Raw genomic sequence first — 26,706 nt, forward strand, 5'->3', positions numbered from 1 at the left:
TGGCCCCAGGTGTCTGCACGCGTCGGCGATTCATCCAGGGCCTGGCCCTCTCGGGCGTCGGTTTGGCTTCCGGCGCGTCGTCGCTCTCGTGCGCCGCGGGCGCAACGTCGAGGGCCCCCCATTCCGTTGCACCGATGGAAAACCCATTGGTGAGCGGCGCGGAGCTCGGGCGCGCATTCAAGGCGGGCAAGACCGATCCCGTTGCGGCGCTCGAGTTCTACCTTGCGCGGGCCGCCAGCTCGGAGAGCGTGTTCATCACGCTCACGCCCGAACGCGCTCGCTCCGAGGCCAAGGCTGCCGCCGAACGATGGCGTCGCGGGCAGCCATTGGGGCCCTTGGACGGAGTGCCCATTGCGTGGAAAGATTTGTATGATGTAAAAGGGACCATCACCACGGCCGGCGCCGCGGTGTTTGCGAACCATCCGCCGGCAACCGCCGACGCGAAGCTCGTCGAAATAGCCGCCAAGGCGGGATTGGTCTGCATCGGCAAAACCAATACGGTCGAATTTGCGTATTCGGGAATCGGAATCAATCCCCATTTCGGTACGCCGCGCAATCCGTATGACAAACACGTGGCCCGTGTGCCCGGTGGATCCTCGTCGGGATCGGCGGTGGCCGTGGCAGCCGGGCTCGTTCCCTTCGCCATGGGAACCGATACGGCCGGCTCCGTTCGTGTTCCGGCGGCGTTCAATGGCCTCGTTGGATTCAAATCGTCGAGCCATCACTATTCGCGAGATGGCGTCTTCCCGCTTTCGCGCACGCTCGATTCCATCGGCCCTTTGACCCATAGTGTCGAAGACTGCATTCTTCTCGACGCTCTATTTGGCGGCAAAAATGGACCGTCGAGGCTTTTGCCGGCGGATCTCGCCCAGCAGCGCTTCGTCGTGGACGACGTCATTCTTCGAGATGCGCGCATCGAAGCCGGCGTGCGAGCCAACCTCGAACGCGCCGTCGATGGGCTTCGTCGCCGCGGAGCGCGCGTCGAAAATCGCCGCGTGAACGCGCTTCACGAGGTATTCATGCTCATCGAGCGTTTCGGTTGGCTGGCGGCGCCCGAGGCCGTGGCCATCCATGAAACCTTGCTCGCTTCGAAGGATGCCGAGCGCATGGATCCACGGGTTCGAAAAAGGCTGGAAGGTGCACGTAATTTTCGTGCAAGCGACTACGTGAATCTTCTATGGGCGCGCGAAAACCTGATCCCGCGCATCCGCCAGGAGCTGAACGGCGCAGTGCTCGTCCTTCCCACGGTGGGCCACGTTGCACCCGAGCTTGCCCCGTTGGAAAGAGACATGGACCTATTTTTCAAGACGAACCTCGCAACCTTGCGGCTTACGATGGTCGGTAGCTTTCTCGACATGCCGGGTGTTGCGCTTCCGACGGGCGTCGATCCCACGGGAATGCCCACGAGTCTTCTCCTTTCGGTTCCCAGCGGTGAGGACGAGCGGCTGCTTGCCATCGCCCTGGCGGCATCGGAGCCTTCATGATTCTCGTCCTTGGAGCGACGGTCGCCACCGAGATCCGCGCGCTCATCACGCGTCTTGGTAGCGATCCGATTCCGTGATGAACCCAAAGTTGATGCAATACCGTGAGCCCTGCTTGATGGGGCTAACCGCGTGAAACGACTTTGGTCCAATCGCGATGCCGATTCCCGAATTGTGAATCGGCGCGACCGTCACCGCGATATCCGCGGGGTCTTCCGATCGGAATAGCCCGAGTTCACCACCGTCGTCGGGCCGCCAGGCTGCATTGAGGTAGAGAAGAAAGGAGTGCGTCGGAATGTAGCGGTCCGCGCCCGCGCGCCGATGGTAATCGCGATGAATGGTCATGCTGTCCCCGGCGAGACATCGCATCACCAGGCACGCGCACCGGCGCTGGAAGCGTACGCCGAAGAGCACTTCCAGCGCCCCGCGCAGGTCATCGAGGCTCTCGGGGCCTAAGACATCGCGAATGCGCGGCATTTCGGCCGGCAATTCAACGGCCTCGATTTGGAATTGCGCGTATCGCCTGCGTGGGTCCTCGCGTCGCGCGAAAAGATTCGTGGATTCCAACCACGCGAGGGTTTCGCGCGCCGCACCCGGGCGCAGCACCTCTGGAACGACCACATGCCGAAACGGCTCCATGGAGGTCGTTGCCCCGGCCATGGCAAAGAACGGTTCGCGTGCCATCGGTTAGCCGTCCTGATACCAACCTGATTCCGCGACGAATCCGAATTGGATGCCGTAGCGGGTGCCATCCTCGACCTTGTTGACCGCGTGATAGGATCTTCGTCCGAGCGCCATACCAAGGCCCGCATTGTGCAGCGGCGCGATTTTCTTCACCACGTCCTCCGGTTTGCTCGACCTTTGAAGGGTGAGCTCCCCACCGTATTTGGGGCACCAGCCGGCGTTGATGTAGATGATGAAAAAGTGCGTGGGACCGTCGCGTTCGGGGGAGCGTGGAAGGTAATCGCGATGGGCAACGGCGAGACAACCTGGAAGGTATCTCGTGGCAATGAAGGAGCACCGCGCTCGGAGGCGGGTTTGGAAAAGCTCTTCCAGTGGGCGTCGCAGCTCGTCGATGTAGGCGAGATCGAAGACTTCGCGTGCTATGGGCGGTGCTGCGGCCGCCTTGCCTCTCGTGATATTAAATTGATAATATGGTCTATTCGCGCTGTCGTGGCGCGTCTCGAATTGATCCGTCGATTCGAGCCACTCCAGAATGGCATTCGCCGCCTCGGGCCGAAGGGCCTCCTCCACGGTGAGGTGCCTGAAGGGATCCATCGATGCCCTTGCTCCCGCAAGGGTGAAGAGACCTCGGCCGCGAACGGCGTCGGTCTCTGTCACGTCCGACTTCATGTCAGTCGCTCGATGATTCGGTCTCGGGGACACCAAAAAAGTCGAGCATGAGATTGTCCGGGTCGAAGCCTCCTTCGACGTTGTCGTCGTGGCTCGTATTCTGCAAATCCTCGGACGAAGGGTTGATCGCGGCGACATTCAATTCGTTCGACATCGTGACCTCCATGGCGGGCGCTCATCATCATCAACTAGTGCTAACTAGCGAATACCACCTGAGCGAAGGCACGATGCGAGCACGGCGACGTGCTGCACGTTCTCCTCGGTGCGGAACTTCGGCGCGAGATACGCGCACAGCGGCTACCGTGTGTCCACTTTTGGGGTCGGTCAAGGAAAGAAGGCTTTTAAAATCAATACATTTGAAGCGAGTTTTCTTTCTAAGCGTCACAACTTTCGCTCTCAATGTCCGATTAACTCCGATTACGGTGGGTGGCCCGTGCAGCCCGCACGCTCGTAGGTCATCTGTACCATCGACTGTATCGCGTATCGTACCTACTACCGAATTGGTACACCTCACGACGGCTCGGCTACGCAGCCACGGCCGCGGCCATCCATGCTCTTATCGCCATCGTCCTCTCGAGCCATGTCGCAGCCGCGCCGGCACACCCCTTGCCGATTGTCCGACATCGCCCACGGGCAACAGAGAGGAGCTGACCATGCAAACGCATCTCATCGAACTTCTCCGCCAATTCCTATCCATGTTCTGATTGAGCGCATCAAAGCCGCGAGCCCGGCAGGATCCGATGATCCTGCCGGGCTTGGGGCATCGATCGCGTCGGGACAGGGATAGCCTCTCAGGATTCGGACTTGGCCGTCTTCGAGCGTGGTCTCTGACCGTGCACCTCGCCCTGTCGGCGAACCATCTCGGCAATCCAGAGAGGCGCGTACGGTGGCGTGCAGCCGGGTGATGCAGGGTAGTCGATGAGGACCGCGAGCCGCTCGCCAATCCCGATCGCCCGCGCGCGATGTTCTCGATGATGAATGCCAATCTCGGCGAGGCAGTGGTTCATGGCCCACTGCTTTTGCGCGGGCGCGGGCTTCATCTCCTTCTCGATCTGGTCGAGGAGTGCTTCGAGGTCGAGCCCCTCCGCGCGCTTGACCACCCTCTCCGTGGTCAGGCTCCAGCCTGCGCGACCTACGAGATCGTCCCCGTCCTTCCAGCGAAGACGGAGCGCCTCGGCGTGGTGGCCGGGCTTCACCACGTTCACGATGAACCAGTCGAGGAGCTTCGGCGAACGGATATCGTGCACCATCGCGTCGAGCTCCGCCTCAGAGAGCGACTTCGGCTTGCACAACAAGGTCGCCAGGAGGCGCGCGGCCGTGTTGCCCGTTGCCCAGAGCTCGAGCGCGAGCTCATGCTGTGCCTTGAGCCGCTTCGCGAGCGCACGAAGGTGCGTGAGGTTCACCCCGTGATCGTCACCACGGCTTTCGTTGGCCTCGCGCATCCTCGGATCCTCGAGTGTGGCAAGCTCGCGCATGACCTCTTTGAGCTTTTTGTTCATGAACGGGATCCTACCTTCCCGCGAAGGTCTACGATGTCGTGAAAGTCCAAAGGCTATCCATGACGATGATCCACGGCTCCGAAACGGCTTGTGTCCTTGCGCTCCTTGCATGTTTCGCGTGTGCCTGTTCCGATAGCGACGGCGACACGCCACCTCCACCGCCTGCAACCCCCGATGGGGACGGCGGCGTCAACGCGTACGAGGTGACATCCGGTCCGTTTCTCCGAATCTACGACCCGAGCGTCGGGGAAACTTCGCCGTGGTACATCAATGACCACACCTTCGTGCGCGGCCAGGATGGAACCTGGCACCTCTTCGGCATTACGCATGCCGAGCCGGCCAATCCTCTCGACGAAAAGACGTTTGCGCATGCGACGTCCCCGTCACTCGCGGGTGGGCCGTGGCAGAAACAGGCCCCCGCACTCGTGGCCGATCCCGCCTACGGCGAGACCTTGCTTTGGGCGCCGTACGTCATATTTCACGATGGCAAATATTATATGTTCTATTGTGCGGGCGGCGACGATCATGCGCAGTATCAGATTCGTCTCGCCACCTCGACGGATCTCTGGACGTGGGCGCGCGAGCCTGCGCCGCTGTTCACCGACGGCTTCGACGCGCGCGACCCGATGGTGCTCCGCGTCGGCAATCAGTGGGTGCTCTATTACACGGCCACGAGCGAGGCGGCGGGGGGTGCGCACGTCGTTGCCTATCGAACGAGTACGGATCTCCGCCACTTCGGCGAGAGGCACATCGCGTACGAGGAGCCGGCAAGCGGCACGTACGGAGGGCCCACGGAATCGCCCTTCGTGGTCGCCATGGGCGAGGATTACTACTTATTCATCGGGCCTCGTAGTTCGTATTCGTCGACGGGTGTATTTTACAGCAAAAATCCTCTTCACTTCGAACCGTCGAACCAGGTGGGGTCGATTCCTGCGCACGCTGCGGAAGTCATCGACGACAATGGATCGTGGTACGTGAGCGCGGCGGGATGGGGACAGGGCGGAGTGTCGCTCGCGCCCTTGCGATGGGAGCCGACGGCGTACGTGAACGTGACCCGGCCCACGTACCGAGCCACCGTGCAGATCGCTCCGCGGGCCACCCTGCGATCGTTTCTCACCACGTTTCCCGGGGAGGCGCCGCGCGAGCTTCTCACGTCGCGCTTTCGAGCGACCGGGCCCTATCTCGCGGTGGGGGCCTTCGACGTGACCGATGCGATGGGGGCGCCGGCACAGGTGGAACGAAGCCCGGATGGCACACGCCTCTCGCTGAAGAGCATCCCCCTGGGCAATGAGCCGGTCACCGTCGATTGGAATTTCGTCTTCGGCGAGGACTACATCGATCATGCGCTCACGTGGCACGTCGCGGCCGAGCCGACCGCGCCCGTTTGGGAAACGGCGTTCGGCCTCGACACGGTCTTTCCCTGGGTCGGCGATGATGCGAACCTGCAACGCGAAGGCGATGCCGCCGGCTTCGCCCGGTGGTCGCTCTCCGGAGACGACCATGGCAGCCTGGTATTCGCGTACCGCGCCGGCTCGGCATGGCGCGAGGACAATCGATGGTTCGCCTCGTCGCGCGGCGCCGTGTCATGGCAACCACTCTGGAGAAACGGCGGCGCAACCTGGACGAGCGGCATGTACGAAGGCGGCACCTTTCGCATGGCGGCGAGCCCTCGGGGCGGCGACCGCCTCTTTGCCGAGCGCGTGGCGGCGGCTTTGAACGGAGCCGATCAGAGAATCTCGAACACCCGGTACGCGACACCGCTTGGCGTGCGCTCGCCCACGGCGATCGAAACGAGATGATTGAGCCACGCGTACTTCTCCGAGGCGGTCTCGAAGAATGGCGCGGTCCTGAGGTAGTACTCGCTCGCGTCCACCGGCTCGCCGCGCGCCAGCCGCTCAGCGACCTCGGGTGAGGCGTGACGCACGCCGTTGTAGGTCATCAAGACGGCCGCGCCGTCATCGGTCTCAAGGACGAGGCGCACATCCTGACGAGCCGAGCCATCTGCGCGCTCGAGAAGCCAGTCACTGCCGCCTTGGGGTAGGACCACACCGCGCAATCGGTCCCCCTGAAACGTGCCGCTCGTCACCGTGAAGATTCGCCGCTTGCCAAGGGGCGTCGCGCCGATTTGCTGCGGCGGATCGAGGGTCATCACGAGATCGAAGAGGGGGCGAGATCGAAGTTCGTCGAGGTGCATGGGCAAGGTGTGGAGTCTTCCCCAGGGGGAGGGTCAAGACCCGTGGTCCATTCGTGCGCGGCCCCCGCGTTGACCTCGATGACGATGGGCCTATCCTCGATGCATCGCGCACTCGATCCTGATTGGCGAATGCCGCAAACGGAGAGCCCGCCCCAATGAGCACACCGAGCATCGTCCTGGTCCATGGTGCATGGCACGGCACCTGGTGTTGGTCCAGCGTCCAGCCCGCCCTCGAAGAACGTGGATTTTCCGTCATCGCGGTGCAATTGCCGGGCGTGGGCGCCGCCCCACCCGGGGATCTCGAGTCGGATGCACGCGCCGTGCGGTTGGTGCTCGATGCGGTCGAGGGACCGGTGGTCGTATGCGCGCACTCCTATGGCGGGATCGTGATGACCGAGGCCACCGCGGGCGCGCCCAACGTTGTCGGTCTCATCTATTTGTGCGCATTCATGCTCGATGTCGGGCAATCTCTGCTATCCGCCGTCGGCACGCCGCCGCCGTGGTGGAGCATCCACGCCGAACAAAATGTCATACGGCTCCATGAGCCGGAGTGCGCTCTCTACAACGACTGTACCCCGGAGCAAACCATGGCCGCGATGCAACAAGTGCGGCCACAATCGTTGCCGACGTTTGCGCAGCCGTTGCGCAGCGCATCCTGGCATGACATTCCCAGCGCGTACGTCGTATGCGATCGAGACGAGGCCATTCCGCCTGAAATTCAGAAGGCCATGGCCACCCAGGCATCGCACGTCGAACACCTCGACACTGGGCACTCACCCTTTCTGTCGCGGCCGCGTGAGCTGTCGGACCTGATTGCCAAGTTGGCCGTGACGGTTCTCAACGGTGGTGGACCCGTCACCAATGCTCGCCCGCTGGCCGGATCTCGACGTTGAAGGACCACGAGCCGCGGGGTTGGTGCGCGACGTGCCAAACTTCCTCGGCAATGTCGTCCGGCTGAATGAAAAAGTCGTCGGGCGCGGTTGGATGGAGTTTCCGTGTCCATTCGAGGTCGATCACCGCGTCGATCACGACGTGCGCGACGTGCACGCCTTTGGGCCAGAGATCGCGCGCGATCGACTCGGCCAGGATTCGCTGCGCCGCTTTCGTCGGTGCGAAACCGGCATAGGTACTTTTTCCGCGCAGCGATGAAGTATTGCCCGTCACGACGATGGAGCCACCCCCGGCCTCGACCATCGCCGGCGCGGTTCGACGCGCCAAATGAAGTAGTGCCATGACGTTCGTCTGGAAGTTCCGATTCACCGCGGCGGGGTCGATCTCCATGAACGTCCCGAAGACGAAGCTGACGGCGTTATGCACCACCAGGTACGGGTGTCCCCACCTGCCCCGGATTCGCCCGAGCGTCGCGTCGAGCTGTGCCTCGTCCGTAACGTCCGTCACGAAGGCATGGGTGCCCGGAATCTCTTTCTCGAGCTGCAGGAGGCGCTCTTCCGTGCGCGATAGCATCGCGACCTCGTAGCCCCCTTTCGCCAATCTCCGCACGATGGATGCGCCCGTTCCGGGCCCCACCCCGGTCACCAGTGCGACTTTGCCGCCCATGTCGTTGCTCCTCTGGAGGTGCCCAGGCGCCTCTTTCTCGACGTGAATTTTACCGATCGTTGAGGATTGTACTCATCATCTTCCTGGATGTCGATCGAAATCCTCACGCCAGGTCATCCGCACGCCCAGCAAACAACCGCGGCTTGCCCCCTCGGGACGTGACAAGCCCGGATCCAGTCAGTATGATGATCGACATCCAGATGGGTCACTCGCAAGCCGAAAAGACGGAAAACCACAATCGTATCATTCGGATCGCCGCGGCCCGTTTTCGGGAGATGGGACTCGAAGGCCTTAGTGTGGCCGACTTGATGAAGGAAGCCGGGTTGACCCACGGCGGTTTCTATCGTCACTTCCCGTCACGCGAAGATCTCGTGGTCGAAACCATCGCCTACGCACTGGCGGACGGGGAGACGCGGGGTGGTCTCGAGGAATTGTCCGGGGACAACCTGACGCTCACCACCCTGATCGACGCGTACCTCGCCGAGTCCCATCGAGACACGCCTTCACGCGGATGCGGGGTAGCGACGCTTGCCGGGGACGTGGCCCGTAGTGGTGCGCGAGCCAAGTCCGTCTTTACCCGTCAAGTGAAGCGAAATATTCAATCTGTCTCCGCGATGCTCTCGGCGGGAGACGCCGCGAGCAAGCGGGCCGGCGCAATCATGATCTGGAGTGCTCTCGTCGGATCTCTAACGCTGGCACGCGCCGTCAACGATAAGAAGCTTTCGTCCGAAATCCTCGAGACGATTCGCGTGGAGCTGAAAGCTCTCTCCGGTAGCTCCAAGAAAAAGAAGTAGAAGGCCTCGTCCGTCCTCCGGGCAACGCGGAGTTGTCAACAGAACGGGTGACACGCACGTAAAACGTGCATCCGCAAGCAGATTTTGTTCGACATTCTAGACGATGAGATCCATCATCCTGAAGCCGAGGTGGGTCTCACGACTGCGAAGGTCCGTTGGGCAACCACGCTCGCTCGTGCGAATCCCGCAAAAAACTCGAGTCGCCGCATAGTTCGAGCGGGCGACTCGTCTTACGGAGGGAGCTTGCGTTACAATGAACAACTTGTCCACAGTTGCGGATACACCCCGCATCGACAAGGTCGAAATTCAACAGGATGCCGCACACCAAGACGGTATGGCCGTCGCGCCGATACTAGAGGAGCGGCATCGTCAATCGGATAACGCGCCGGTCCCTCTCGAGGAGATGGCGGCGCACCTCGTCGACCGGTTCGCGAAGGTCGCCATCGACAACATTCGCGTGCGCTACGAGTTGGGGCAGCTCGTGGCCAACGCGCGTTACGATAGAAGATCTGCAAAGGGCGTGACTCCACTCGATCGTCTGTCGAACGCCATGGATGTGCACTCGACTGCACTCCGGCGCTGTGCACGTGTTTGCACGATATTCACACGCGACGAGCTCGAGGACATGTTACGCCTGCGGCGGCCCAATGGGCTGCCCGTTACTTGGTCCCATCTCGAATTGGTTTCCGAGATTACCAGCCGGCACACGCGATGGCACCTCGTGCAGCGCGCGGTCAACGAAGGACTCTCCGTACGCAGCCTTGCCGCGCTCATTCGAGACACGCGCCGATCCCGAAAGAGCAAGGCGTCTACAGACAGTCTCTAAATTAACTTATCTCCGCACTTCCGCTCATTGACAGAGCCCCCGTCGACATTAATGTTTCCGTTCATCGCACGAGGAAACTGCAATCGTGCCCTGGTCATCTTGGACCACTGATTTCCAGAAGCCCTCGACACGGCACGGTCACGCAGAAGACATTGGCACTTTCGGACTCCCGAAGTGCGTAACACGGCCACTGAATAGAACTTAGCCCGATCGGGGAACCGCCGACGCTTTCTCGAAAGCGAACGAGCAGGGTCGTTCTCATGCATTCATGGCGGCCGTAATTCGAATAAGCGCCAAAACGACGTGGCGCAGCGGGGCGTTCATCCATTCGAACGCCGCGACAGTGGCGATTTTCGCAAAACGACCGCAAGAACCCATAAATCGATGGTCCTGCACAAATTGACGTTGCTGCCGCAGAACGTGGACATTCTACTGCCGTCCGGTTCACCGTTGACGGATATCGAATACGAGTCGCCGGAGCGACTCATTCCTTTCGGCTGCCGCTCGGGGGCCTGTGGTGCTTGCATCGTCGAAGTACTGGAAGGCCTCGAAGTATTGGGAGACGCGGGGGACGAGGAGCTCGATTTTTTACAAGATTTGGGTCGCGCAGATGGCAAACACCGCTTGGCATGTCAATGCCGTCTACTTGGTCCAGCGACCGTCCGCGTCGATTGAGCGCGACGCACAACGCGCTCACGTCGGCCGGAGCAGTGCACCGAACAGTATGACCGTTCATTCTCATTCAAGACATTGAACTCACGGAGTGTATCCATGAACAATCGTGTAACCAACGCTGGCTTCGGAAATCGCACGCCGTTTCTGAACGCAGCGGCCTCGCTGAAGCTGCGCGCCGAGGTGGACCAACAGATCGATCGCCAGATCGACGAGTGGTACCAGAGCGTTCCCGCCGCCGCACATCTCGAGGGCAAGAACGTCAATTCCGAGTACTACAAGCGCCACCTCGTCGAGACCGCGTGGCGCATTCGCCTCCTGCGCGTGTCCGAGTCGAAGGCGCTCGGCGAGATCGCGAAGCGCAGCCCCGAAGCCGCGCAGATCTGGGCGAACTACGAGCGCGAGGAGATGCTGCACGACGAATTGTTCATCACCGACCTGCAACAGGCCGGCGTATCGCGTGAACAGTTCCTGGCAACCGAGCCTTACCTCTCGACCAAGCTGCTCACCGGTTTCTTCTCGTATCTCCTCGACCACGAGGGCCCGCTCGGGGTCGTTGCCTATTCGTATTTGGTCGAGTACGTCAACGTCAAACTCGAGCCACGAAAGCTCACGGCGCTGAAAGAGTCGGTTGGCGAGAAGAACATCGCCGGGCAGATCAACCACTCCCATACCGACATCAACGACGACCACCCCGGCGAGGTCTGGGCTGCCCTTCGCTTCCTGATCCGCGACGACCAAGACGTCCAGGCGACCAAGAAGTACCTGCAGGAGCACCAGACGATCCTCGCGATGTATTTCAAGGAGCTCTACGAGGCAACGCTCGCGAACTCCGAAAAGAAAGCAGCCTAAGGTCGAGGAAATGGCAATGAACGTCGAAGGTGGAGTTTTAGTACTCAGTCACGTCGGGTTTTCCTTCGTCGAGGATCTCATCGAGGCCCTTCGCGTACGTCAACTCAAAGTCTTCCTGCTGTCGTCATTGCCCGTTCCGGAGCATCAACCGAAAAGGTTGCAGGATCTTCGCGAGAAGGTGGACGTCCTTCACTCGACCGAATCGCACGTGCTGACTCGCGAAGATCTCGAATCATGCATGGCCAGCCTGCAGCAGGGTGGCGAACGCGTTCTCTGCTGCATCACGGTCTGGGAAGGCTATCGCCACCTGATGGCGCTCGCCAACTCGCACCTCGGTGTCCCCGACCTGGACGAGTCGCTGATTCATGCACTGCGCAACAAGCTCGCACTGCGCAATCGTCTCGCCGACGCGAGCTTGACGTCCATACGAGCAACGGCGCTCACCCGGGAATCCCTGGAGACCCTCAAGCAGAGTGAGCGCCGTTACTTCATCAAACCCGTGAGCGGCATCGCCTCCTATGGGGCGTTTTCCCTGCGACCGCAGACGCAATGGTCGGAGCTCGAGCAGATCGCGAAGCACGCCGAGCTCGACACGGTCTACGCATCGGCCTTCGGCGAGGGGCTGTCGTTCCTTGCGGAAGACTATCTGCCGGGACGCGAATTCAGCTTCGAGGTCATCGCCGTCGACGGAGACGCACAGATCGTCGCGATCCACGAAAAGTGCGAGCTCACGGAGGTCGGTGGAACCGTGCTGGAAAACTGCTGCACCAGTCCTCCATTCACCTTGAGCGAACGCGAATGCGCCGACGGCATTCGCTGGGTCCGGGACGTGTTGTTGCATCTCGACGCACGGTGGGGATGCTTCCACGTCGAAGCTCGCTATCACGAGTCGCGCTGGGATCTGATCGAGGTGAACCCTCGTGTCGGTGGAAGCCTGATCTCGCATAGCGTGAAGGCGATGACCGGCACGTACGGCATGCTCGACCTATGGCTCGACACGCTTCTTTCCCACACGGGCGACGACGAGTCGGCGCGGAACGATTTCCGAACACGACTGAAGGCCATTTCGTTCACCACCGACGGTGCGTCGCCCGTATCGAATGCCACGTTCTTCCGTGTCTACTTCGCCAAGCAGGGCACCATCAAGGAGATCGCTCTTCGCGAGCAGCCGACGACCCCCGTCGTCTCACACATTCTGCTCAAAGCCGGCGATACGATCGACTCCACGTCACGCGAAGTATTTCTCGGACAGCTTCTCTGGAAGCTCCCGCTCGAAGAGCGCGCGCAGCAACTTCCGCACTTGTTGCGCACGTCTGAAGAAGCCATCGAAATTCATTACGATGTATGAGTGTACGCCGACAATCCATTGATTGCGGCGAACTCGGACTTATTTTGAGCTGGAGGACTCGTTATGTCGTCAACTTCAGGGTTGCTGCTCATCGTCGATTACAACCTGACGCGCATCGATGACGTCATTCACATGCGCAAGTACGCACGTGAACGCCATGGTGCGGGAACGGCGCTGATTCGCGCGAATCCGACCGTGCTCGACGCGCAAATCTGCGACGAGGTGATCGATCTCGACCCTTTGCGCAGCGATTTCGCAGAAGCCGGAGAGAAACTTCTAGGCGCGCGTCGGGGCGACTTCAAGGCGGGGATCGTTTTTTCGGACAATGCCGTGCAGAGCGGCGCGGCGCTGCTCGAGCGACTCGGATTGCACGTCGACTCGTCCGAGTTGGCACACGGCGCATTCTGCAAGTATCAATATCGACTCAGTGAAGCGCGTTACCGCGCGCTTCTCGAAGCCCAGCGCATGCTGGTTCCCGATTTCACCAAGGTCTCCTCCATGGAGGACTTGCACGCCTTCGCGGCGAAGCACCCCAGCGGATTCGTCATCAAGCCGACGAAAGAAGGAAACAACCGCGGCGTGGTACTGGTCCGCGCGGGAGGTGACCGACGGGCCGCGTTTGCCGAAGTCTCGCAGTATCTCGCCAACGGCGTCATCTGCGAGGAGATCATCCCGTATCAGCGGGAATTCTCTTTCGACGGGCTCGGCCAATCGTTCTTCATCACCGAGAAGATCAGCGCGACGGGGCGCTACCCCGTCGAGGTGGCGCAGGTCCTCCCCGCGCGACTCGACGAGACGGAGCGTGCCACGCTCCAGCGCGCGGGCAAGCAAGTCAACTGGCTCGTCGGCCAATGTGATGGCCCCTTCCACAACGAGATCAAGTTGAGCGACGACGGAAAACGCTCCGCGGTCGTCGAACCGAATCGGCGACCGGGAGGCATGAAAATCTGGTCGCTGGCGCGCTGGGTCTATGGCATCGATTTCTATCAACGGTGGATCGACTCGGCCTTCGGCGCACCGCCGCCGCTTGCCCTGCCCGAGCCCCTCTGCTCGGCGGCCACCGTGATGCTGGGCGTTCCAAGTGACCGCGTATTTTCGCCCGATGACCTGGCCCCGGAAGCAACGCCCTTCGAAGACGCCGTGGCGGCCACCGCCGATCATCTCGGACTGAAGCGAGACGATTTGAGCATCAAAGAGTTCGCCTGGCTGTCGCAGAAACGGCGACAATTTCACGGTATCCCGCGAGACAATGCCGATTTCGTCGCACAGGCATGCATCGTCCTGAATACGACGCGCGCCGACATCCGCGACGTGGTGGCAACCTTGCGGGAGAAGTGGCTGGTCGCACTGGACAATAGCTACGCACGCGTCGAGCAAGCAGCGTCGATGTGAGTGCGGGCCCCTTCATCCACGTCCCGAACCCAAAGTCGAGTGGCCCCATGAACATCCTCATTCTCCATCGCGTGCCGTATCCTCGAATCGAGTACCACCGCGGTATCGACCACACGTTGCACAATGTCACGTACTTCGGTAAGCGAGAAATTCTCGCCAGCCTTCCCGCCGATCTGCGCTGCACGGCCGTCGAGCGACCGGGAAAAAACTCCGCATTGGAGGAGGCGCGCGCCTGGCTGACCGAATACCCGCAGGATTTCGACCGGGTCATTTCGATGTCGGAGTACGAATTGCTCGACGCTGCACACTTGCGCGACTGGCTCGGGGTCGACGGCGCCCCCGTGGGTCAGGTCCTGCTGGCCCGCGACAAGGTGCTCATGAAGGGCGCGGTCGCGCGCGCAGGCCTGCGCGTGCCACGCTTTTTGCCGTTGCCCGAGCTGATTCGCCGGGAGGGCAAGGCACCATGGTCCGGGCCCACCGTGCTGAAGCCGCATAGCGGCGCGTCGAGCGTCGACGTCGTGGTGTTCGACGATCCGTCGAAGATCCATGCTGCGTGGGTCGAAAAGCGCTCCGGTGTCAGCAAGCTGGACCAGGATAGCGCAGACCCATCCCTGTTCGAGGTCGAAGAGTTCCTCGACGGCCCCATTCTGCATTTCGATGGTCTGGTGGAGCAAGGAAAGGTTCTCACCTTGTCCGCCAGTGAATACATCGGCACGTGCCTGGAATACGCACGCGGTCTTCCGATTGGCTCTTACCAAATCGAGCTGTCCGAGGATATGCGAGACTGGGTCGGACGCGCGCTGGACGCCGTCGATATTCACAACGGCAGCTTCCACCTGGAAGCCATCGTCCACCAAGGCGAGCGGGTATTCCTCGAAGTCGGCAACCGCGTCGGCGGCGCCGATGTCGTCCCCACGTTCGAGCTGGCAACGGGGATCCACCTGCCTTCGCAAGAGTTGAGGATTTTGCTCCAGGATACCGTGGAGGGCACGCTCCCTCCCCCGCCCAAGGACCGTCAGTGGTACGGATGGTTCGCCTTCCCTGGGCATCAATTGAGCGGACACCTGTTCAATGGGTTCGACGGCGCCGATGCGTTGCGCCGAAGCAGTTCCGTGGTCACCTGGAACGAGCTTCCTCTCGGGAAAGCCCTTCCCAAAGACGTCACGTACTCCGCGCACGAAGCTCCGCTCGCCGGGATGGTTGCAACGAGCAGCCCGGCGGAAACCCGCCGCTGGATCGTTCGCCTGTTCCAGTCCCTCCGAATGCGCACGGCGAGCCCGCACATCGGGCGCGGCGGCAGCGACTCGAGTGTTTCCGAGATGCCACTTGGAAGCTCATGAACGACAAGCCATCAACCTTATCCGAGACAACTACCATGAGCACACGTTCGACCACGAAGAATGCGACCGACATGCTACGCTGCAACACCATCGCAGGGCAAATGGAGTTGAACTCCTTCTATTTGAGATCGCTCGCCCCGCCGGAAGAATTCGATACCGTCCCCTTGCCGGACGAGCAACTCCGCATCATTGGCCTGGAAGCCGAATGGAATGCCTACGAGGAATCGAGGATCGACCTGACGGGCCTCCCTACCGACGCCGATGGGTTCGATCAGTGGTACATCGCGCTACGTCAAAAGCATCGCAAAGAGGTGGCGCCTTTCTTCGAATTTCTGGCTGATCGCGCTTCGATATCTCAATTGGCGTTCTTCGTCGCCCTGGAGGCGCACGTGGATGGCCGTTTCGACGACATCATCGCGCTTTCCCAGCTCGGCATGAGCGGCGACATGAAGCTTGCGCTGGCCGAGAACTATTGGGACGAAATGGGGTTGGGCGAACTCGAAGAGATGCACACGCGCATCTTCATGCGCTCGGCCCCGTGGTTCTACGAGCAGCTCAATGGCCTGGACGTTGCGGCGCACATGCCGCCCGCCGCGGTCAAAAATGGCAACCTTTTGCTGATGTACTCGGCGCGCCGCCACCACGTGGGGCGTCTGCTGGGCGTGCTGACGTTGCTCGAGCAAACGGTTCCGTATCGCTTCACCAAGATGCTCAAAGGCATGAAGCGCCACAACGTCCCCAAAGAGCATATTTATTACCACGATCTGCACGTCGCCGTGGATGCGAATCATGGCAAGCAATTGGTCGCGCGGGTCCTGCTTCCCTTGGCGCGGAAGAACCCGAAAATCATCCGCGACCTTTGCATTGGCTGCTTGATTCGATACGAAGTCGAAAAGGACTATTACGCCGGCGCGCAAGCGGTCATGGATACCATGCTGCGCGAAGGTGCCGCGGCGTAGGCGCTCGCCATCGAGCGATGCCGCGATGCGAAGATCTCCTGCCAGTCACCCGTGAGAGGACCCATGTATCCCAAGCTTGCCTCCGACCTCGCCGATATCGATGCACTCCTGGAACGTACGCGTCGCCTGGCCCTCGAAGGGCTATCCTCTCTGGACCGGCGCCCCGCCGCCCTGGCGCCCCCACCGGTCACATCCGTGCCCCTGCCGGAGGAGGGAATCGGTCTGGCGGGCGCGCTCGAAGCCTTTTCGACCCGTTGGGCCCCCGGCTTCTCCGGCAGTGCGGGGCCCCGTTACCTTGGCTTCGTCACGGGCGGCGCAACACCGGCTTCGGTGGCGGGCGACTGGCTGACCAGCGCCTATGACCAGAATCCGACCGCAGGAATCGACAGCTCGGCCCCCGATCTCGAACGGGAGACGGTGGGGTACTTGCGACAGCTGTTCGGCTTGAGTTCGGCGCAGCAGGGTGTCCTCGTCAGCGGCGCGACCATGTCGAACTTGGTCGGCCTGGCCATTGGCCGGGAATGGATCGGCGAGCGGAGGGACGTCCGCGTCTCCGAGCAAGGCGTCGCCGCACTCGGACCGGTCACGGTGCTGGGCGGAACGACCCACTCGAGCATTTACAAGACGCTGGGCGTGCTGGGGCTCGGGCGCAAGGCCGTGAAGAAGGTGGCCACGCAACCCGGACGCGAGGCCGTCGACCTCGCGGCCCTCGAGGCGGCGCTCGCCGACCTGCGAGGGGAGCCGGCCATCGTCACGGCCAGCGCAGGAACGGTCAACACGGTGGACTTCGACGACCTCGTGGCCATCGGCGCGCTGAGGGAGCGCTATCCCTTTTGGTTGCATGTCGATGCCGCATTCGGGGCATTCGCCGCGCTGTCACCCGCCCATGCCGGCTTGACCGCAGGCCTCGATGCCGCAGATTCGATCTGCATCGACTTGCACAAGTGGCTCAACGTCCCTTACGACGCGGCGGTCCAGTTCACCCGCCGCCGCGATCTCCAAGTGCGCATTTTCCAGAACAGCTCGGCCTATCTCGGCGTGCCGACGGACAATCCGGATTTCGTGCACCTAACCCCCGAGAATTCCCGCCGGCTTCGTGCCATTGCCACGTGGTTTGCGCTGACGGCCTACGGGCGAGCGGGGCACGCCGAAATCGTCGAGCGCAACATTCGATTGGCACAACGCCTCGGCCATCGGGTTGCCGAACAACCCGGCCTGAAGCTGCTGGGACCGACGCGCCTCAACGTGGTCTGCTTCACGTTGGCGGACAATCCGACGGAGGAGCGCATCAACGCCTACATGAAGTCGAACCGCGACCGCGGCGACGTCTTCATCACCACCACCGTCCACGAGGGCACGTGGGGCTTGCGCGTGGCGTTCTGCAATTGGCGCACGACGGAAGCCGACGTGGATCGGGTGTTCGAATCCCTCGTAGCGAGTCTGAATTTCGGGAGCTGATCACGGGGGTAGTCCAATGAATAGTCTGCGCATGCTACGTTTCTCGCTCGGCACGGTCTTCATTTGGTTCGGCGCCCTGAAGGTCATGGGCGTAACCCCTGTCGCGGCCATGGTGGCACGCACCGTTCCCTTCTTGGATCCCACCTGGTTCGTTCCCGCCTTGGGCGCGATCGAAATGGCGCTCGCCGCGGGCCTCATCCTCGATGGCCCCCACGTACGCTGGGTCGTCGTGACCATGATTGCGCATCTCTGCGGAACCTTCTTGGTCTTCGTGACCCAGCCCGAAATCGCCTTTCGAGACGGCAATCCGTTTCTACTCACCACCGAGGGGGAGTTCGTCTTCAAGAACATCGTCCTCATGACCGCGGGACTCGTCGTCGCCACCCATCGTCCGCGCGATGCCGTGCCCCGGTCCGATTTCGCCTCGCCGCGCTCCACACCATGACATCCATCGATATCGACTCATCTTCCCTCGAAACCGCGACAGCGCGCGCTGCCCAACCGCTGTCGCGGTACGTGACCTTGCTCTTTTCCGTCGCCTGCGGCCTCGCCGTGGCCAATGTTTACTTTGCCCAACCGTTGCTCGATGCCATCGCGCTTCAATTCGGCATCGAGCATGCCATCGTCGGCATCGTGGTGACCACGACGCAGATCGGTTACGGGCTGGGGCTGCTGCTGCTCGTGCCGCTCGGCGATCTCCTGAATCGACGGCGGCTGATCGTGATTCAATCGAGCCTCTCCGCCATCGCGCTGGTCGCGGTGGGGGTCGCGCCCACCGGCGCCTCGTTGCTGGCCGCCATGGCGGCCATCGGCTTCCTTGCCGTGGTCACGCAGGTTCTGGTCGCACTGGCGGCGACGCTGGCGGGGCCGGCACAACGAGGCCATGTCGTCGGCATCGTGACCAGCGGCATCGTGACAGGCATTCTTTTGGCACGCACGGTGGCCGGGGTGCTCGCCGACATCGCGGGATGGCGGTCGGTGTACTTCCTGTCTGCCGCCTTGACGGTGGCGATTACCACGTTGCTCTACCGCGCATTGCCAGCGCGCGACCTCGAGAGAGCCTCCACGCCGTATCCCAAGCTGATTGCGTCCGTGTTCCGGCTGTTCGTGGAGGAGCCGGTGCTGCGCATCCGGGCGATCCTGGCGATGCTCACGTTTGCATCGGTCACCGTGCTGTGGACCCCCATGGTTCTTCCCCTCAGTGCCCCGCCCCTGTCCCTTTCGCACACGGAGATTGGCTTGTTCGGACTTGCCGGCGCGGCCGGCGCGATCGCGGCATCCCAGGCCGGATCGCTGGCCGATCGCGGCTACGAACGCTGGGTAACGGCGCTCAGTTTGTCCCTCATGTTGGTCTCGTGGCTGCCGATCGGCCTGATGCAGCGGAGCCTGTGGGCGCTCGGCGTGGGTGTGGTGTTCTTCGACATGGGCATCCAAGCCACGCACGTCGCCAGCCAAAGCATGATTTACAGCGTTCTACCGCCCGATACGCACAGCCGGCTCACCGCGGGCTACATGATTTTCTATTCCATTGGCAGTGCCACCGGATCCATCGTGGCCACCGCGACGTACGCGCGAGGTGGTTGGCCCGCCGTGTGTGCACTGGGCGCGGGCATCAATGCCTTGGCGCTGCTGTTCTGGGCCATCACCTGCCGCTATACCCCCAGCTCTTGGGGCAGCGCGTCCGAGGAACCCCATGCCTCTTCCTCCTAACTTCCAAGTCCGCCTGATTGATAGTCGAAAGCTCTCACCCTCCGTCCGTGAGCTCACCTTCGAGCGCGAGGACGGCGCTGCCTTCGCGTTCGATGCCGGTCAGTGGCTTAGTTTGGTTCTTCCGAGGCCAGACGGCGAAATCCGACGCAGCTACTCCATTGCTTCGCATCCTTCGGCGTCGCCGTCGTTTCAGCTCGCCGTCACCAAAGTGGACGGGGGGCCGGGGTCGACGTATTTGCACGAGCTCTCGCGCGGCGCGACCTTGACCGCCATCGGCCCGCAGGGATTCTTTTCGCGCCCCCTCGACAAGACGGGCCCCTCGCTCTTCGTGGCCACGGGCACGGGCGTCACGCCTCTGCGCAGCATGATACGGGCGGCCGTCGAGACGGGGCATACGTTGCCCATGTGGCTCGTCTTCGGGGTCCGCCACGAGGGCGATATCTGCTACCGGGACGAATTCGCGGAGCTGGCGCGGAAGCACCCGAACATCCGCTTCGTCCCCACGCTTTCGCGGGCCGACGACACTTGGAGCGGGGCCCGCGGATACGTGCAAACCCATGTCCCCACGCTCTGGAACGATCTCACGGCGCTAGGCCTCGGCACTCCGCACGCGTACATCTGCGGATTGAAGCGCATGGTCAGCACCGTCCGCGATCTGCTTCGCAACGACATGGCCATTCCCCGGGGCCACGTGCACTCCGAGCGATACGACTGACGGTGCCACACGGCGTCAGTCGTTCTTGCGCTGCCGTTCTCGAAACGCCGCCACCTTCGCGCGATTTCCACAGACGGTTGCACTACAGAACAGTCGTCGATGCGACTTCGTGCGGTCCAGAAATGAGAGCGTACAGGCCGAACTGGCGCATTCTTTGATGAGCGCGGGCTCCTCGTTCGTGATCAGCAACGCGATCTGCAGGGCCACCATGGCGAGCAATTCCTCCGCGGATTCGATGCGATGGCTCTCCGTGAGCTGAAGACGCCCCTCGGAGAGCACGACCTCGCGCCGCGACGTTGCCCGCCCGAGCAGACCATTGAGCACGACCAATTCGCGACCGTAGTCGGCCGTCGGCGCTTCCGCCCAACGTGCGATCCAGCCGCGCGCCCATTCGCGAACGCGCCTCGCCTCCTCGGAGGCCGTATCCAGCGCCTCCTGCCCCAAGCGGCGCTTCATCTTGGTCGCGCCCGCGGCGTCCACCAAGCCTGCGCCAACGAGCCAATCGACCAAGGAACGGCCGTCGCCGATGCACTCGACCACCTGCCCATGTGGGCCGTATCGCGTGTTGAGAAAATCCAATGCGGGGTGGCTGCCGAGAAAGAGGAGCATGGTGGGGTCCAGCTGATGTTACATCGTAACTTTAGAAGTTGATATTGACAAGTTACATGGCCCACCGTAACGTCAATCCATGCAGATCACTGGTTACACAAGAGTGGCCGGTGGCTTCACCGGCTCGGAGGGTCGATCATGAAACGCAGGCTTTCTTCAGTGACCGCGGTCGCTGCGCTCGGCATGCTCAGCGCGCTTTCCGCGTGCAGCAAGGACAACACCAAAATTGCGAATCCGGCTGGCGACGCCGAATCGTCGGGAGCTCAAGTCGCGGCCAAGCCCGCGCCGGCCCCCGCGGAGAAGCGACACGCCGGATTGCCCGTTACCCATCACCGCACGGCCAAGGTCGATGGCGTCGATATTTTCTATCGCGAAAGCGGTAGCAAGGACGCTCCTGCCGTCGTGCTGTTGCACGGGTTTCCGACGTCGTCGCACATGTTCCGCAATCTGATTCCCGTGCTGGCCGACCGCTACCACGTGATTGCGCCGGACTACCCCGGTTTCGGTAACAGCGCGATGCCGGACCGCAAGCAGTTTCAATATGGCTTCGGGAAGTTTGCCGAACTGGTCGATGGGCTGCTCGATCAGCTCGGGGCCAAGCGCTATGCGCTTTACGTGCAAGACTACGGCGCCCCCGTCGGCTACCGGCTGGCGCTCCGCCACCCCGAGCGGGTGAGCGCGCTGGTGGTGCAGAACGGCAATGCCTACGAGGAGGGTCTGCGCGAGTTCTGGGCCCCCATCAAAGCCTACTGGGCTGACGGCTCGCAGAAGCATCGCGACGCGTTGCGTGCGGGAACGACGCTTGCCGCGACCAAATCGCAATACCTCGATGGTTGCAAAGACCCGTCGCGCGTGGATCCCGAAGCGTGGCTGCACGACCAGACGTTGCTCGACCGCCCCGGCAATGTGGAAATTCAGCTCGATTTGTTCAAGGATTATGCGACCAACGTCGCGCTCTACCCGAAGTTCCAGAACTTTTTCCGCGAGCGTCACCCGCCCACGCTGATCGTCTGGGGACGCAACGACGTCATCTTCCCGCCGGAAGGTGCGCACCCCTACCTGCGCGATCTACCCGACGCGGAGCTGCACCTGCTCGACAGCGGCCACTTTGCCCTGGAGGACAAGGGCGACGAGATTGCCGGCTTGATGGGCGATTTTCTGGACCGGAAGATTCCGCGCCAGTAACTCGAAGGAGTCGACAACGCGAAGGGATGGCGGATATCACTCCGCCATCCCTTTGTTGTTTATCATTTTTTCACGCAGGCCGACTCAAGCCGAGAGCAGAGATTTTGACCGCCAAGACGCCAAGGCCGCCAAGATAGATGGGTTGGGTGAAGGATCGCCTCCTTCACGAATCCCAAATCTTGGCGTTCTCGGCGTCTTGGCGGTTCGAATTCCTAACGGCCTGCGGGATGGGTTCCTACAAGGCTTTGAGGAAGTTCGCGAGGTCTTGCCCATCTTGATAGGAAAGACCGATGCTGAAGCGTCGATTGTAGAAGCTCACGACATCCGAGAGCGTCGCTGCGGAACCGTCGTGGAAGTACGGTGGGCGCGAGGCCAAGCTTCGTAGCATCGGCGGCTTGAATTTCCCGATGTCCTCCCACTTGCCGCTTTCGATGCCGCGTCCGAGGTCCGTCACCTTGACGATGGCCCCCGTGCTGCGATTCGCCACGGTGTACAGCGGCAGCTCGCGCGCACGGTTTTCCTTCGAGGCAACGCCTGTCGCAAAGAACGCGCCGTTTAGATTGTTGCCGAAGTTCTGCGAGTTGTGGCAGGTGGTGCACGTCTGCCCGCCCGCAAACGTCCGGGTGTTGAAGATGGCTTGACCACGGGCAATGGATCTTCGCGCCTGCGTGGTGGCATCCTCCCCGTAAAGGCTGCTCCACGCGTTGTAAATCGTGAAACCCGGAGGGCCGGACGTGGGAAGCGTCGAGAGGTTCACCGCCCCGCCGAGCGCTCCCTGGGCGCTCAAACTCTTGGCCGAAACGTCCCACGACTGCGCACTCGACAACGAATTTCCGAGATTGACGATGTGATCTTTCTGGTCTTCGCGGATGTCCCCACCCACCCGCTCCGAGTGCTGAAAGACCGCGCCGTTTGCCACCTGCCGCAAGCCGGTTTGCCCGTTTCCACCCCTGCCGTCCCACAAGACGCTGGAAACGTTCTGGAAGTTCGTGGCGGCCAGCGTCTTGCGGTAGACGTAAAAGAGCTGGTTCAAGTCGCTCGTGGTGCATTTCAGCCCATCGGCGGCGATGATGTCGTACTCGCGGGTCTCCGGGAGGGCTTTGGCGAATCGCAACAGCGCCTTGGAGAGCATCAAGCTCGATGCTGCCCTGCGCGCATCCACGGTGGACAGATCGTCCTCCGGGCAATTGTGACCATCGAACTCGAACAGCGGATCGACGCCGCCGGTTCTTCGGAAGGCGTCCCGTATCGTGCGCGTCGAAAGCCCCCACCCGTCGCTCGGAGTGTGGCACGTCTCGCAGGTGCGGTCGTTGTTTCCGAGCTTCTCGAAGAAGGCTCCGGTCTTCTCGATATCGCCCTGCGTACTGAAGGACGAGGCTCTGCCCGACTCGTTCGAGAACGGGTAATTGTTGGGAAGCGTCGTAGAATTACTGGCAAGCGACGCGGCCGAATCGTCTTCGGGAGCACCGTAGACGGCACCCGCCGTCGCAAAGAGCACGGTGCCGATGCTCAATACCATCCACTTTCGCATAAACGTCTCCTTTTGTTGCAACCTGATACGCTCAAACCGGATTTCGCAGGCATCGAGTGGGCAACGTGCGGTGCCCTTTGCTCCGCGGTCGCGCGAGCTGGTGCGAATGCAACGTCTTCCATCGCAAGCGGCCGACCACCATCGGGGCCATTTGATCGCCGCACGGGTGAATGGCTCACCTAGTGTAACGATCTAATATCGTCCCAAGAGGTGTCAACGCGACGCGGATGGACCGAGCGCCGATTTACAGACAGTCTCTAAGTAAGTTGGTTGTTCGCTCCGGGCGGCGAAAATTGGCCACCCAATGGGCGCGTGTCATCACCGAGCCGGATGACACTCGGCCATGCCAGGGGTGGACGGCCGAATGTCCGGCTACGAACGCATAAATTCCAACTAGGCTATCTACGAATCATCAATCCAAAGATCGCCAACGCTGAACACCCGAGAACCCTGAATTCATCTGGGCGGAGGCGGCACCTGCGGAATGAAGCCGGGCATGCCATTCCGGATCTCCTGCAACGCTTCCGCGGGGAGTGGCGAAATTTCGAAATTTTCCCGAATGTGATCGGGATTCGTCGAGGTCGTGAGGAAGGCCGTGCCGCGTTGCACGGCCCAGGCAAGTGCAACGTGAGCAGGCGTCTCGTCCATGCGCTGCGCAATGGCTTTCAACACCAGATCGTCGGATATGCGCGGCTCCATGCCGTGGCCTAGGGATGCAAAGGCAAATCGACGGCCGAAGGACTACGATTGGGCGGGCGGCTGGTTTTGCACCATCAGCATTTGCGGATTCGAGAGCGAAATGTTCGCCGCCCGCAGCCGCTTCAGGATCTCGAACAGCAGATCGCTCTTCGTGTTGGCGGTGATGCGGGGGCTCGCGACGTAGCCCGTTACGCTCAACGTGATACCGTCGTGCGTGAGCTGACTGAACGTGACCGACGGGGCCGGGGCCTCCAGGATCGCGGGATGCTGGCGGTAGGCGTCGAGCAGCAGATCGCGCAGCTGCTCGGGATCGCTGTCGAGTGGGAAGGTGAGCATCAAGGTAGCGACGCCCTGCGACCGATTGCCCATCGTCACGTTGCGGAGATTCTGCGAAATGAGCTGCGAATTCGGCACGATCACGATGGACCGGTCGCCCAATTGGATCTCGGTGGCACGCACGTTGATGCGCCGGATATCCCCCTCGACGCCGCTGATGCTCACCATGTCACCCACTTTCACGGGGCGCTCGGTGAGCAGGATGATCCCCGAGACGAAATTCTTGACGATCTCCTGCAAGCCGAAGCCGATTCCGACCGAAAGTGCGCTGACGATCCAGGTGAGGTTGTCCCATTTGACGCCGAGGATCGCCAAGGTCACCAGCACGATCACGACGTAGCCGATGTTGCTGAAAAGCGTGACCAGCGACGCGCGCAGGCCGAGGTCCATGCCGGTTTTGGGCAGCAGGTCGTCGTCGAACCATTTGCGCACCGCGCGGAGCAGGTAGATCCCCACCGAGAGGGCGATGATCGCGTTCACGATGTGCGAGGGCGCGATATTCATCTTGTTCAGCTGATCGTTGCCGAACGCGCTCACGATGCTGTTGACGAGAATCGCGGGGGTCGCCCCGACCCCGCCTTGGAGCAGCGCGAGGACGGCGAGGAGCAGCAGCAAGCTGGTGCTGACACCGGAGAGCACCGTCGAGGCTTGCGCGAGGTGCGAATCGTCGAGACCGAACAGGTGCTTGATGGTCTTGCCGCTCGAATTCTGGGCGGAGAAGAGGCTCTCGAAGATATCCTGCGAGAGCTTCGTCAATAGGTAATACGTGCACAGCACGATATCGAACCAAACGAGCTCGTACGTCAGGAATCGCGCAATCGCGATGTAGCCGATCAGCAGCGCGGCGAAGGCGATCGTCACCGTCAGCGTGACGCCGGCATGAACGAGCCCGGTCAGCGTCGACCGCGCTTCCGGCGCCTCGCCCGCGGCGGCGAGCGCGCCGCGCACCCGATTCGCGCGCAGCAGCGACGCGCCGATGGTCAGCACCACGACGAGGGCGACCAACCCGCGTCCGAACACGGTGACGGGCACGCTCGTGTCGACGGCCCTGTTCAATTGCTCCAGCGCCCCCGATACCATCAGGAGCCCTGCGAGAATGCGCGGAAACGGCTTCAGCGCGCGTGCAACCGGATCGGCCATCGCCGACAATCGCCAGCTGGGACGCTCCGTGCACAACAGCGCCCGACCGAGCCCCGCGATCATCGCGCACGTGATGGCGACTTTGACGAGTTCGTCGGCGAATTCCTCGAGGATGGGGGTGAACGGCTGGGCGCGGGCCACCGCGAAATAGGCGAGCTGCATGGCCAGCGCGGTGGCGAGCACCGAGGCAAAAGCCGTGGCGAATGCGAGCAAGCTGCGGCGCAATCGTCCTTCGGGAATGCGGTGGAGGCAGACCCACGCGAGGCCGCGTTCGAGCAGACGGCCGCCGAGCAGCCACAGGGCGAGCGCGGCGAGCAACAGGAACGAGGTGAGTCCGCGCTGCCCCTTCCGCCAGACCGATTGCCATTGCGCCGCAACCTCGTCGCTGAATCCGTGCAGACGCAGCTCGTCGGCCGGTTCGAGCTTGAAGAGCGGCGCCCAGAAGGTCGGCCCGAGGATGCTCCCCGACTGCAGCACGAGCTGATTTCTCATCAGGGTGCGCCGCATTTTCGCGATCTGCTGGGTCAGGTTGGCCAGGCCCTCCTTGGTGCCGGCCGCTTGTTTGAGTTCGTCGTCGAGCCGTGCTCCTTGGGCGATGAGGCTCGCGCGCTGGTCGGCGATGGCTTGCGCCTCCGGCTCCTCCCCTGCCCTCGGAGGCGGTCCCAGTACATCGAGCTGGTCTTGAACTTGAGCGCGCTCCGGGGCGAGCTTCTCGTTCAGTTTGTCGACATTGGCCCCGAGACCCTGGATATCGTCGACGAGGTCGTCGAGCTGCTTGCGCCCCGTAGCCGTCGAAACTTGCTGCTTGAGCCGGTCCTCCTGCGCCTGCAACTCCTTGAGCGTGGGGACGGGCGGGCCGTTGCTGCCGGCCGAGGCCGATGTCGAGACCGCTGCTGGCGGCGCGGCCAATGCAACGGGCGCGGTGGCGATGGCCGAGAGCCAAAAGCAAACGGCCGACAGGACGATGCGAAGTAGGGGCTTTGACATGGGTGCACCAGGTGGCGACGGTCTCGTCTGACCTGGTTACACCAAATACGGCGTCCGGCGCACGCTGGA

The 26,706-nt window shown here is 62.1% G+C and carries 26 protein-coding genes; 16 read left to right on the plus strand and 10 right to left on the minus strand.

Features of this window, described 5'->3' with window-relative positions; all coding sequences use genetic code 11:
* The first annotated feature begins 134 nt into the window (after window positions 1–134).
* A complete protein-coding gene (locus LVJ94_26365) occupies window positions 135–1,484 on the plus strand; it encodes an amidase (GenBank protein WXB00435.1) in 1,350 nt (449 codons plus the stop codon).
* A 45-nt stretch (window positions 1,485–1,529) separates the two neighbouring features.
* Here LVJ94_26365 and LVJ94_26370 read toward each other — a convergent pair whose 3' ends face one another.
* The 4 genes from LVJ94_26370 to LVJ94_26385 all read right to left on the minus strand — a co-directional run bounded on the left by LVJ94_26370 (window position 1,530) and on the right by LVJ94_26385 (window position 4,333).
* On the minus strand, window positions 1,530–2,165 hold the full coding sequence (locus LVJ94_26370; GenBank protein ID WXB00436.1) for a 2OG-Fe(II) oxygenase: 636 nt from the start codon (window positions 2,163–2,165) through the stop codon (window positions 1,530–1,532).
* Between the two features lie 3 nt (window positions 2,166–2,168).
* Window positions 2,169–2,759 (minus strand): 2OG-Fe(II) oxygenase, encoded by a 591-nt coding sequence (locus LVJ94_26375; GenBank protein ID WXB00437.1) that lies wholly within the window; start codon window positions 2,757–2,759, stop codon window positions 2,169–2,171.
* Between the two features lie 76 nt (window positions 2,760–2,835).
* Window positions 2,836–2,988: a hypothetical protein gene (locus LVJ94_26380; protein ID WXB00438.1), complete on the minus strand. Its 153-nt coding sequence runs from the start codon at window positions 2,986–2,988 to the stop codon at window positions 2,836–2,838.
* Between the two features lie 637 nt (window positions 2,989–3,625).
* Window positions 3,626–4,333, minus strand: coding sequence for a DNA alkylation repair protein (locus LVJ94_26385; protein ID WXB00439.1), 708 nt, complete (start codon window positions 4,331–4,333; stop codon window positions 3,626–3,628).
* Window positions 4,334–4,392: 59 nt separating this feature from the next.
* Between LVJ94_26385 and LVJ94_26390 the strand changes: the two genes are divergently transcribed.
* Complete coding sequence (locus LVJ94_26390) at window positions 4,393–6,132, plus strand: family 43 glycosylhydrolase (protein WXB00440.1); 1,740 nt, start codon at window positions 4,393–4,395, stop codon at window positions 6,130–6,132.
* Here LVJ94_26390 and LVJ94_26395 read toward each other — a convergent pair.
* Window positions 6,060–6,527 (minus strand): DUF3237 domain-containing protein, encoded by a 468-nt coding sequence (locus LVJ94_26395; protein WXB00441.1) that lies wholly within the window; start codon window positions 6,525–6,527, stop codon window positions 6,060–6,062. The genes LVJ94_26390 and LVJ94_26395 overlap by 73 nt on opposite strands.
* A gap of 155 nt (window positions 6,528–6,682) precedes the next feature.
* Here LVJ94_26395 and LVJ94_26400 point away from each other — a divergent pair, with 155 nt between their 5' ends.
* Window positions 6,683–7,420 (plus strand): alpha/beta hydrolase, encoded by a 738-nt coding sequence (locus LVJ94_26400; protein WXB00442.1) that lies wholly within the window; start codon window positions 6,683–6,685, stop codon window positions 7,418–7,420.
* On the opposite strand, the gene LVJ94_26405 is transcribed toward LVJ94_26400, so the two are convergent.
* Window positions 7,383–8,084, minus strand: coding sequence for an SDR family NAD(P)-dependent oxidoreductase (locus LVJ94_26405; protein WXB00443.1), 702 nt, complete (start codon window positions 8,082–8,084; stop codon window positions 7,383–7,385). The two genes, LVJ94_26400 and LVJ94_26405, sit on opposite strands and share 38 nt — an antisense overlap.
* A 158-nt stretch (window positions 8,085–8,242) precedes the next feature.
* On the opposite strand from LVJ94_26405, the gene LVJ94_26410 reads away from it, so the two are divergent.
* From LVJ94_26410 to LVJ94_26465, 12 genes are all read left to right on the plus strand, one after another.
* Window positions 8,243–8,878, plus strand: a complete 636-nt coding sequence (locus LVJ94_26410) for a TetR/AcrR family transcriptional regulator (GenBank protein WXB00444.1) — start codon at window positions 8,243–8,245, stop codon at window positions 8,876–8,878.
* A gap of 253 nt (window positions 8,879–9,131) precedes the next feature.
* A complete protein-coding gene (locus LVJ94_26415) occupies window positions 9,132–9,704 on the plus strand; it encodes a hypothetical protein (GenBank protein ID WXB00445.1) in 573 nt (190 codons plus the stop codon).
* Window positions 9,705–10,007: 303 nt separating this feature from the next.
* Window positions 10,008–10,379: a 2Fe-2S iron-sulfur cluster-binding protein gene (locus LVJ94_26420; GenBank protein WXB00446.1), complete on the plus strand. Its 372-nt coding sequence runs from the start codon at window positions 10,008–10,010 to the stop codon at window positions 10,377–10,379.
* 96 nt (window positions 10,380–10,475) lie between these two features.
* Entirely contained in the window at window positions 10,476–11,228 is a 753-nt protein-coding gene (locus LVJ94_26425; protein ID WXB00447.1) for a hypothetical protein, read from the plus strand.
* Window positions 11,229–11,244: 16 nt separating this feature from the next.
* On the plus strand, window positions 11,245–12,576 hold the full coding sequence (locus LVJ94_26430; protein ID WXB00448.1) for an ATP-grasp domain-containing protein: 1,332 nt from the start codon (window positions 11,245–11,247) through the stop codon (window positions 12,574–12,576).
* Between the two features lie 63 nt (window positions 12,577–12,639).
* Window positions 12,640–13,968 carry a hypothetical protein gene (locus tag LVJ94_26435; protein WXB00449.1) on the plus strand — a complete coding sequence of 443 codons (1,329 nt, stop codon included), beginning with the start codon at window positions 12,640–12,642 and terminating at the stop codon, window positions 13,966–13,968.
* Between the two features lie 47 nt (window positions 13,969–14,015).
* Window positions 14,016–15,308 (plus strand): ATP-grasp domain-containing protein, encoded by a 1,293-nt coding sequence (locus LVJ94_26440; protein ID WXB00450.1) that lies wholly within the window; start codon window positions 14,016–14,018, stop codon window positions 15,306–15,308.
* Window positions 15,309–15,343: 35 nt separating this feature from the next.
* Window positions 15,344–16,267: an iron-containing redox enzyme family protein gene (locus LVJ94_26445; protein WXB00451.1), complete on the plus strand. Its 924-nt coding sequence runs from the start codon at window positions 15,344–15,346 to the stop codon at window positions 16,265–16,267.
* A 63-nt stretch (window positions 16,268–16,330) separates the two neighbouring features.
* Window positions 16,331–17,725: a pyridoxal-dependent decarboxylase gene (locus tag LVJ94_26450; GenBank protein ID WXB00452.1), complete on the plus strand. Its 1,395-nt coding sequence runs from the start codon at window positions 16,331–16,333 to the stop codon at window positions 17,723–17,725.
* 16 nt (window positions 17,726–17,741) lie between these two features.
* On the plus strand, window positions 17,742–18,170 hold the full coding sequence (locus LVJ94_26455) for a hypothetical protein (protein WXB00453.1): 429 nt from the start codon (window positions 17,742–17,744) through the stop codon (window positions 18,168–18,170).
* Window positions 18,167–19,435, plus strand: coding sequence for an MFS transporter (locus tag LVJ94_26460; protein ID WXB00454.1), 1,269 nt, complete (start codon window positions 18,167–18,169; stop codon window positions 19,433–19,435). Before LVJ94_26455 ends, LVJ94_26460 begins: the two co-directional genes overlap by 4 nt.
* On the plus strand, window positions 19,419–20,150 hold the full coding sequence (locus LVJ94_26465; protein ID WXB00455.1) for an FAD-dependent oxidoreductase: 732 nt from the start codon (window positions 19,419–19,421) through the stop codon (window positions 20,148–20,150). Before LVJ94_26460 ends, LVJ94_26465 begins: the two co-directional genes overlap by 17 nt.
* A 15-nt stretch (window positions 20,151–20,165) precedes the next feature.
* On the opposite strand, the gene LVJ94_26470 is transcribed toward LVJ94_26465, so the two are convergent.
* Window positions 20,166–20,759: a CGNR zinc finger domain-containing protein gene (locus tag LVJ94_26470; GenBank protein WXB00456.1), complete on the minus strand. Its 594-nt coding sequence runs from the start codon at window positions 20,757–20,759 to the stop codon at window positions 20,166–20,168.
* Between the two features lie 138 nt (window positions 20,760–20,897).
* Here LVJ94_26470 and LVJ94_26475 point away from each other — a divergent pair, with 138 nt between their 5' ends.
* Entirely contained in the window at window positions 20,898–21,944 is a 1,047-nt protein-coding gene (locus LVJ94_26475; protein ID WXB00457.1) for an alpha/beta fold hydrolase, read from the plus strand.
* 235 nt (window positions 21,945–22,179) lie between these two features.
* On the opposite strand, the gene LVJ94_26480 is transcribed toward LVJ94_26475, so the two are convergent.
* The 3 genes from LVJ94_26480 to LVJ94_26490 all read right to left on the minus strand — a co-directional run bounded on the left by LVJ94_26480 (window position 22,180) and on the right by LVJ94_26490 (window position 26,637).
* Window positions 22,180–23,475, minus strand: a complete 1,296-nt coding sequence (locus tag LVJ94_26480) for a hypothetical protein (protein ID WXB00458.1) — start codon at window positions 23,473–23,475, stop codon at window positions 22,180–22,182.
* 456 nt (window positions 23,476–23,931) lie between these two features.
* Window positions 23,932–24,174: an aldo/keto reductase gene (locus LVJ94_26485; protein ID WXB00459.1), complete on the minus strand. Its 243-nt coding sequence runs from the start codon at window positions 24,172–24,174 to the stop codon at window positions 23,932–23,934.
* Between the two features lie 42 nt (window positions 24,175–24,216).
* Window positions 24,217–26,637, minus strand: coding sequence for a DUF3772 domain-containing protein (locus LVJ94_26490; GenBank protein WXB00460.1), 2,421 nt, complete (start codon window positions 26,635–26,637; stop codon window positions 24,217–24,219).
* Between the last annotated feature and the right edge of the window lie 69 nt (window positions 26,638–26,706).

The sequence above is a fragment of the Sorangiineae bacterium MSr11367 genome (assembly GCA_037157805.1).
Classification (GTDB): Bacteria; Myxococcota_A; Polyangia; order Polyangiales; family Polyangiaceae; genus Pendulispora; species Pendulispora rubella.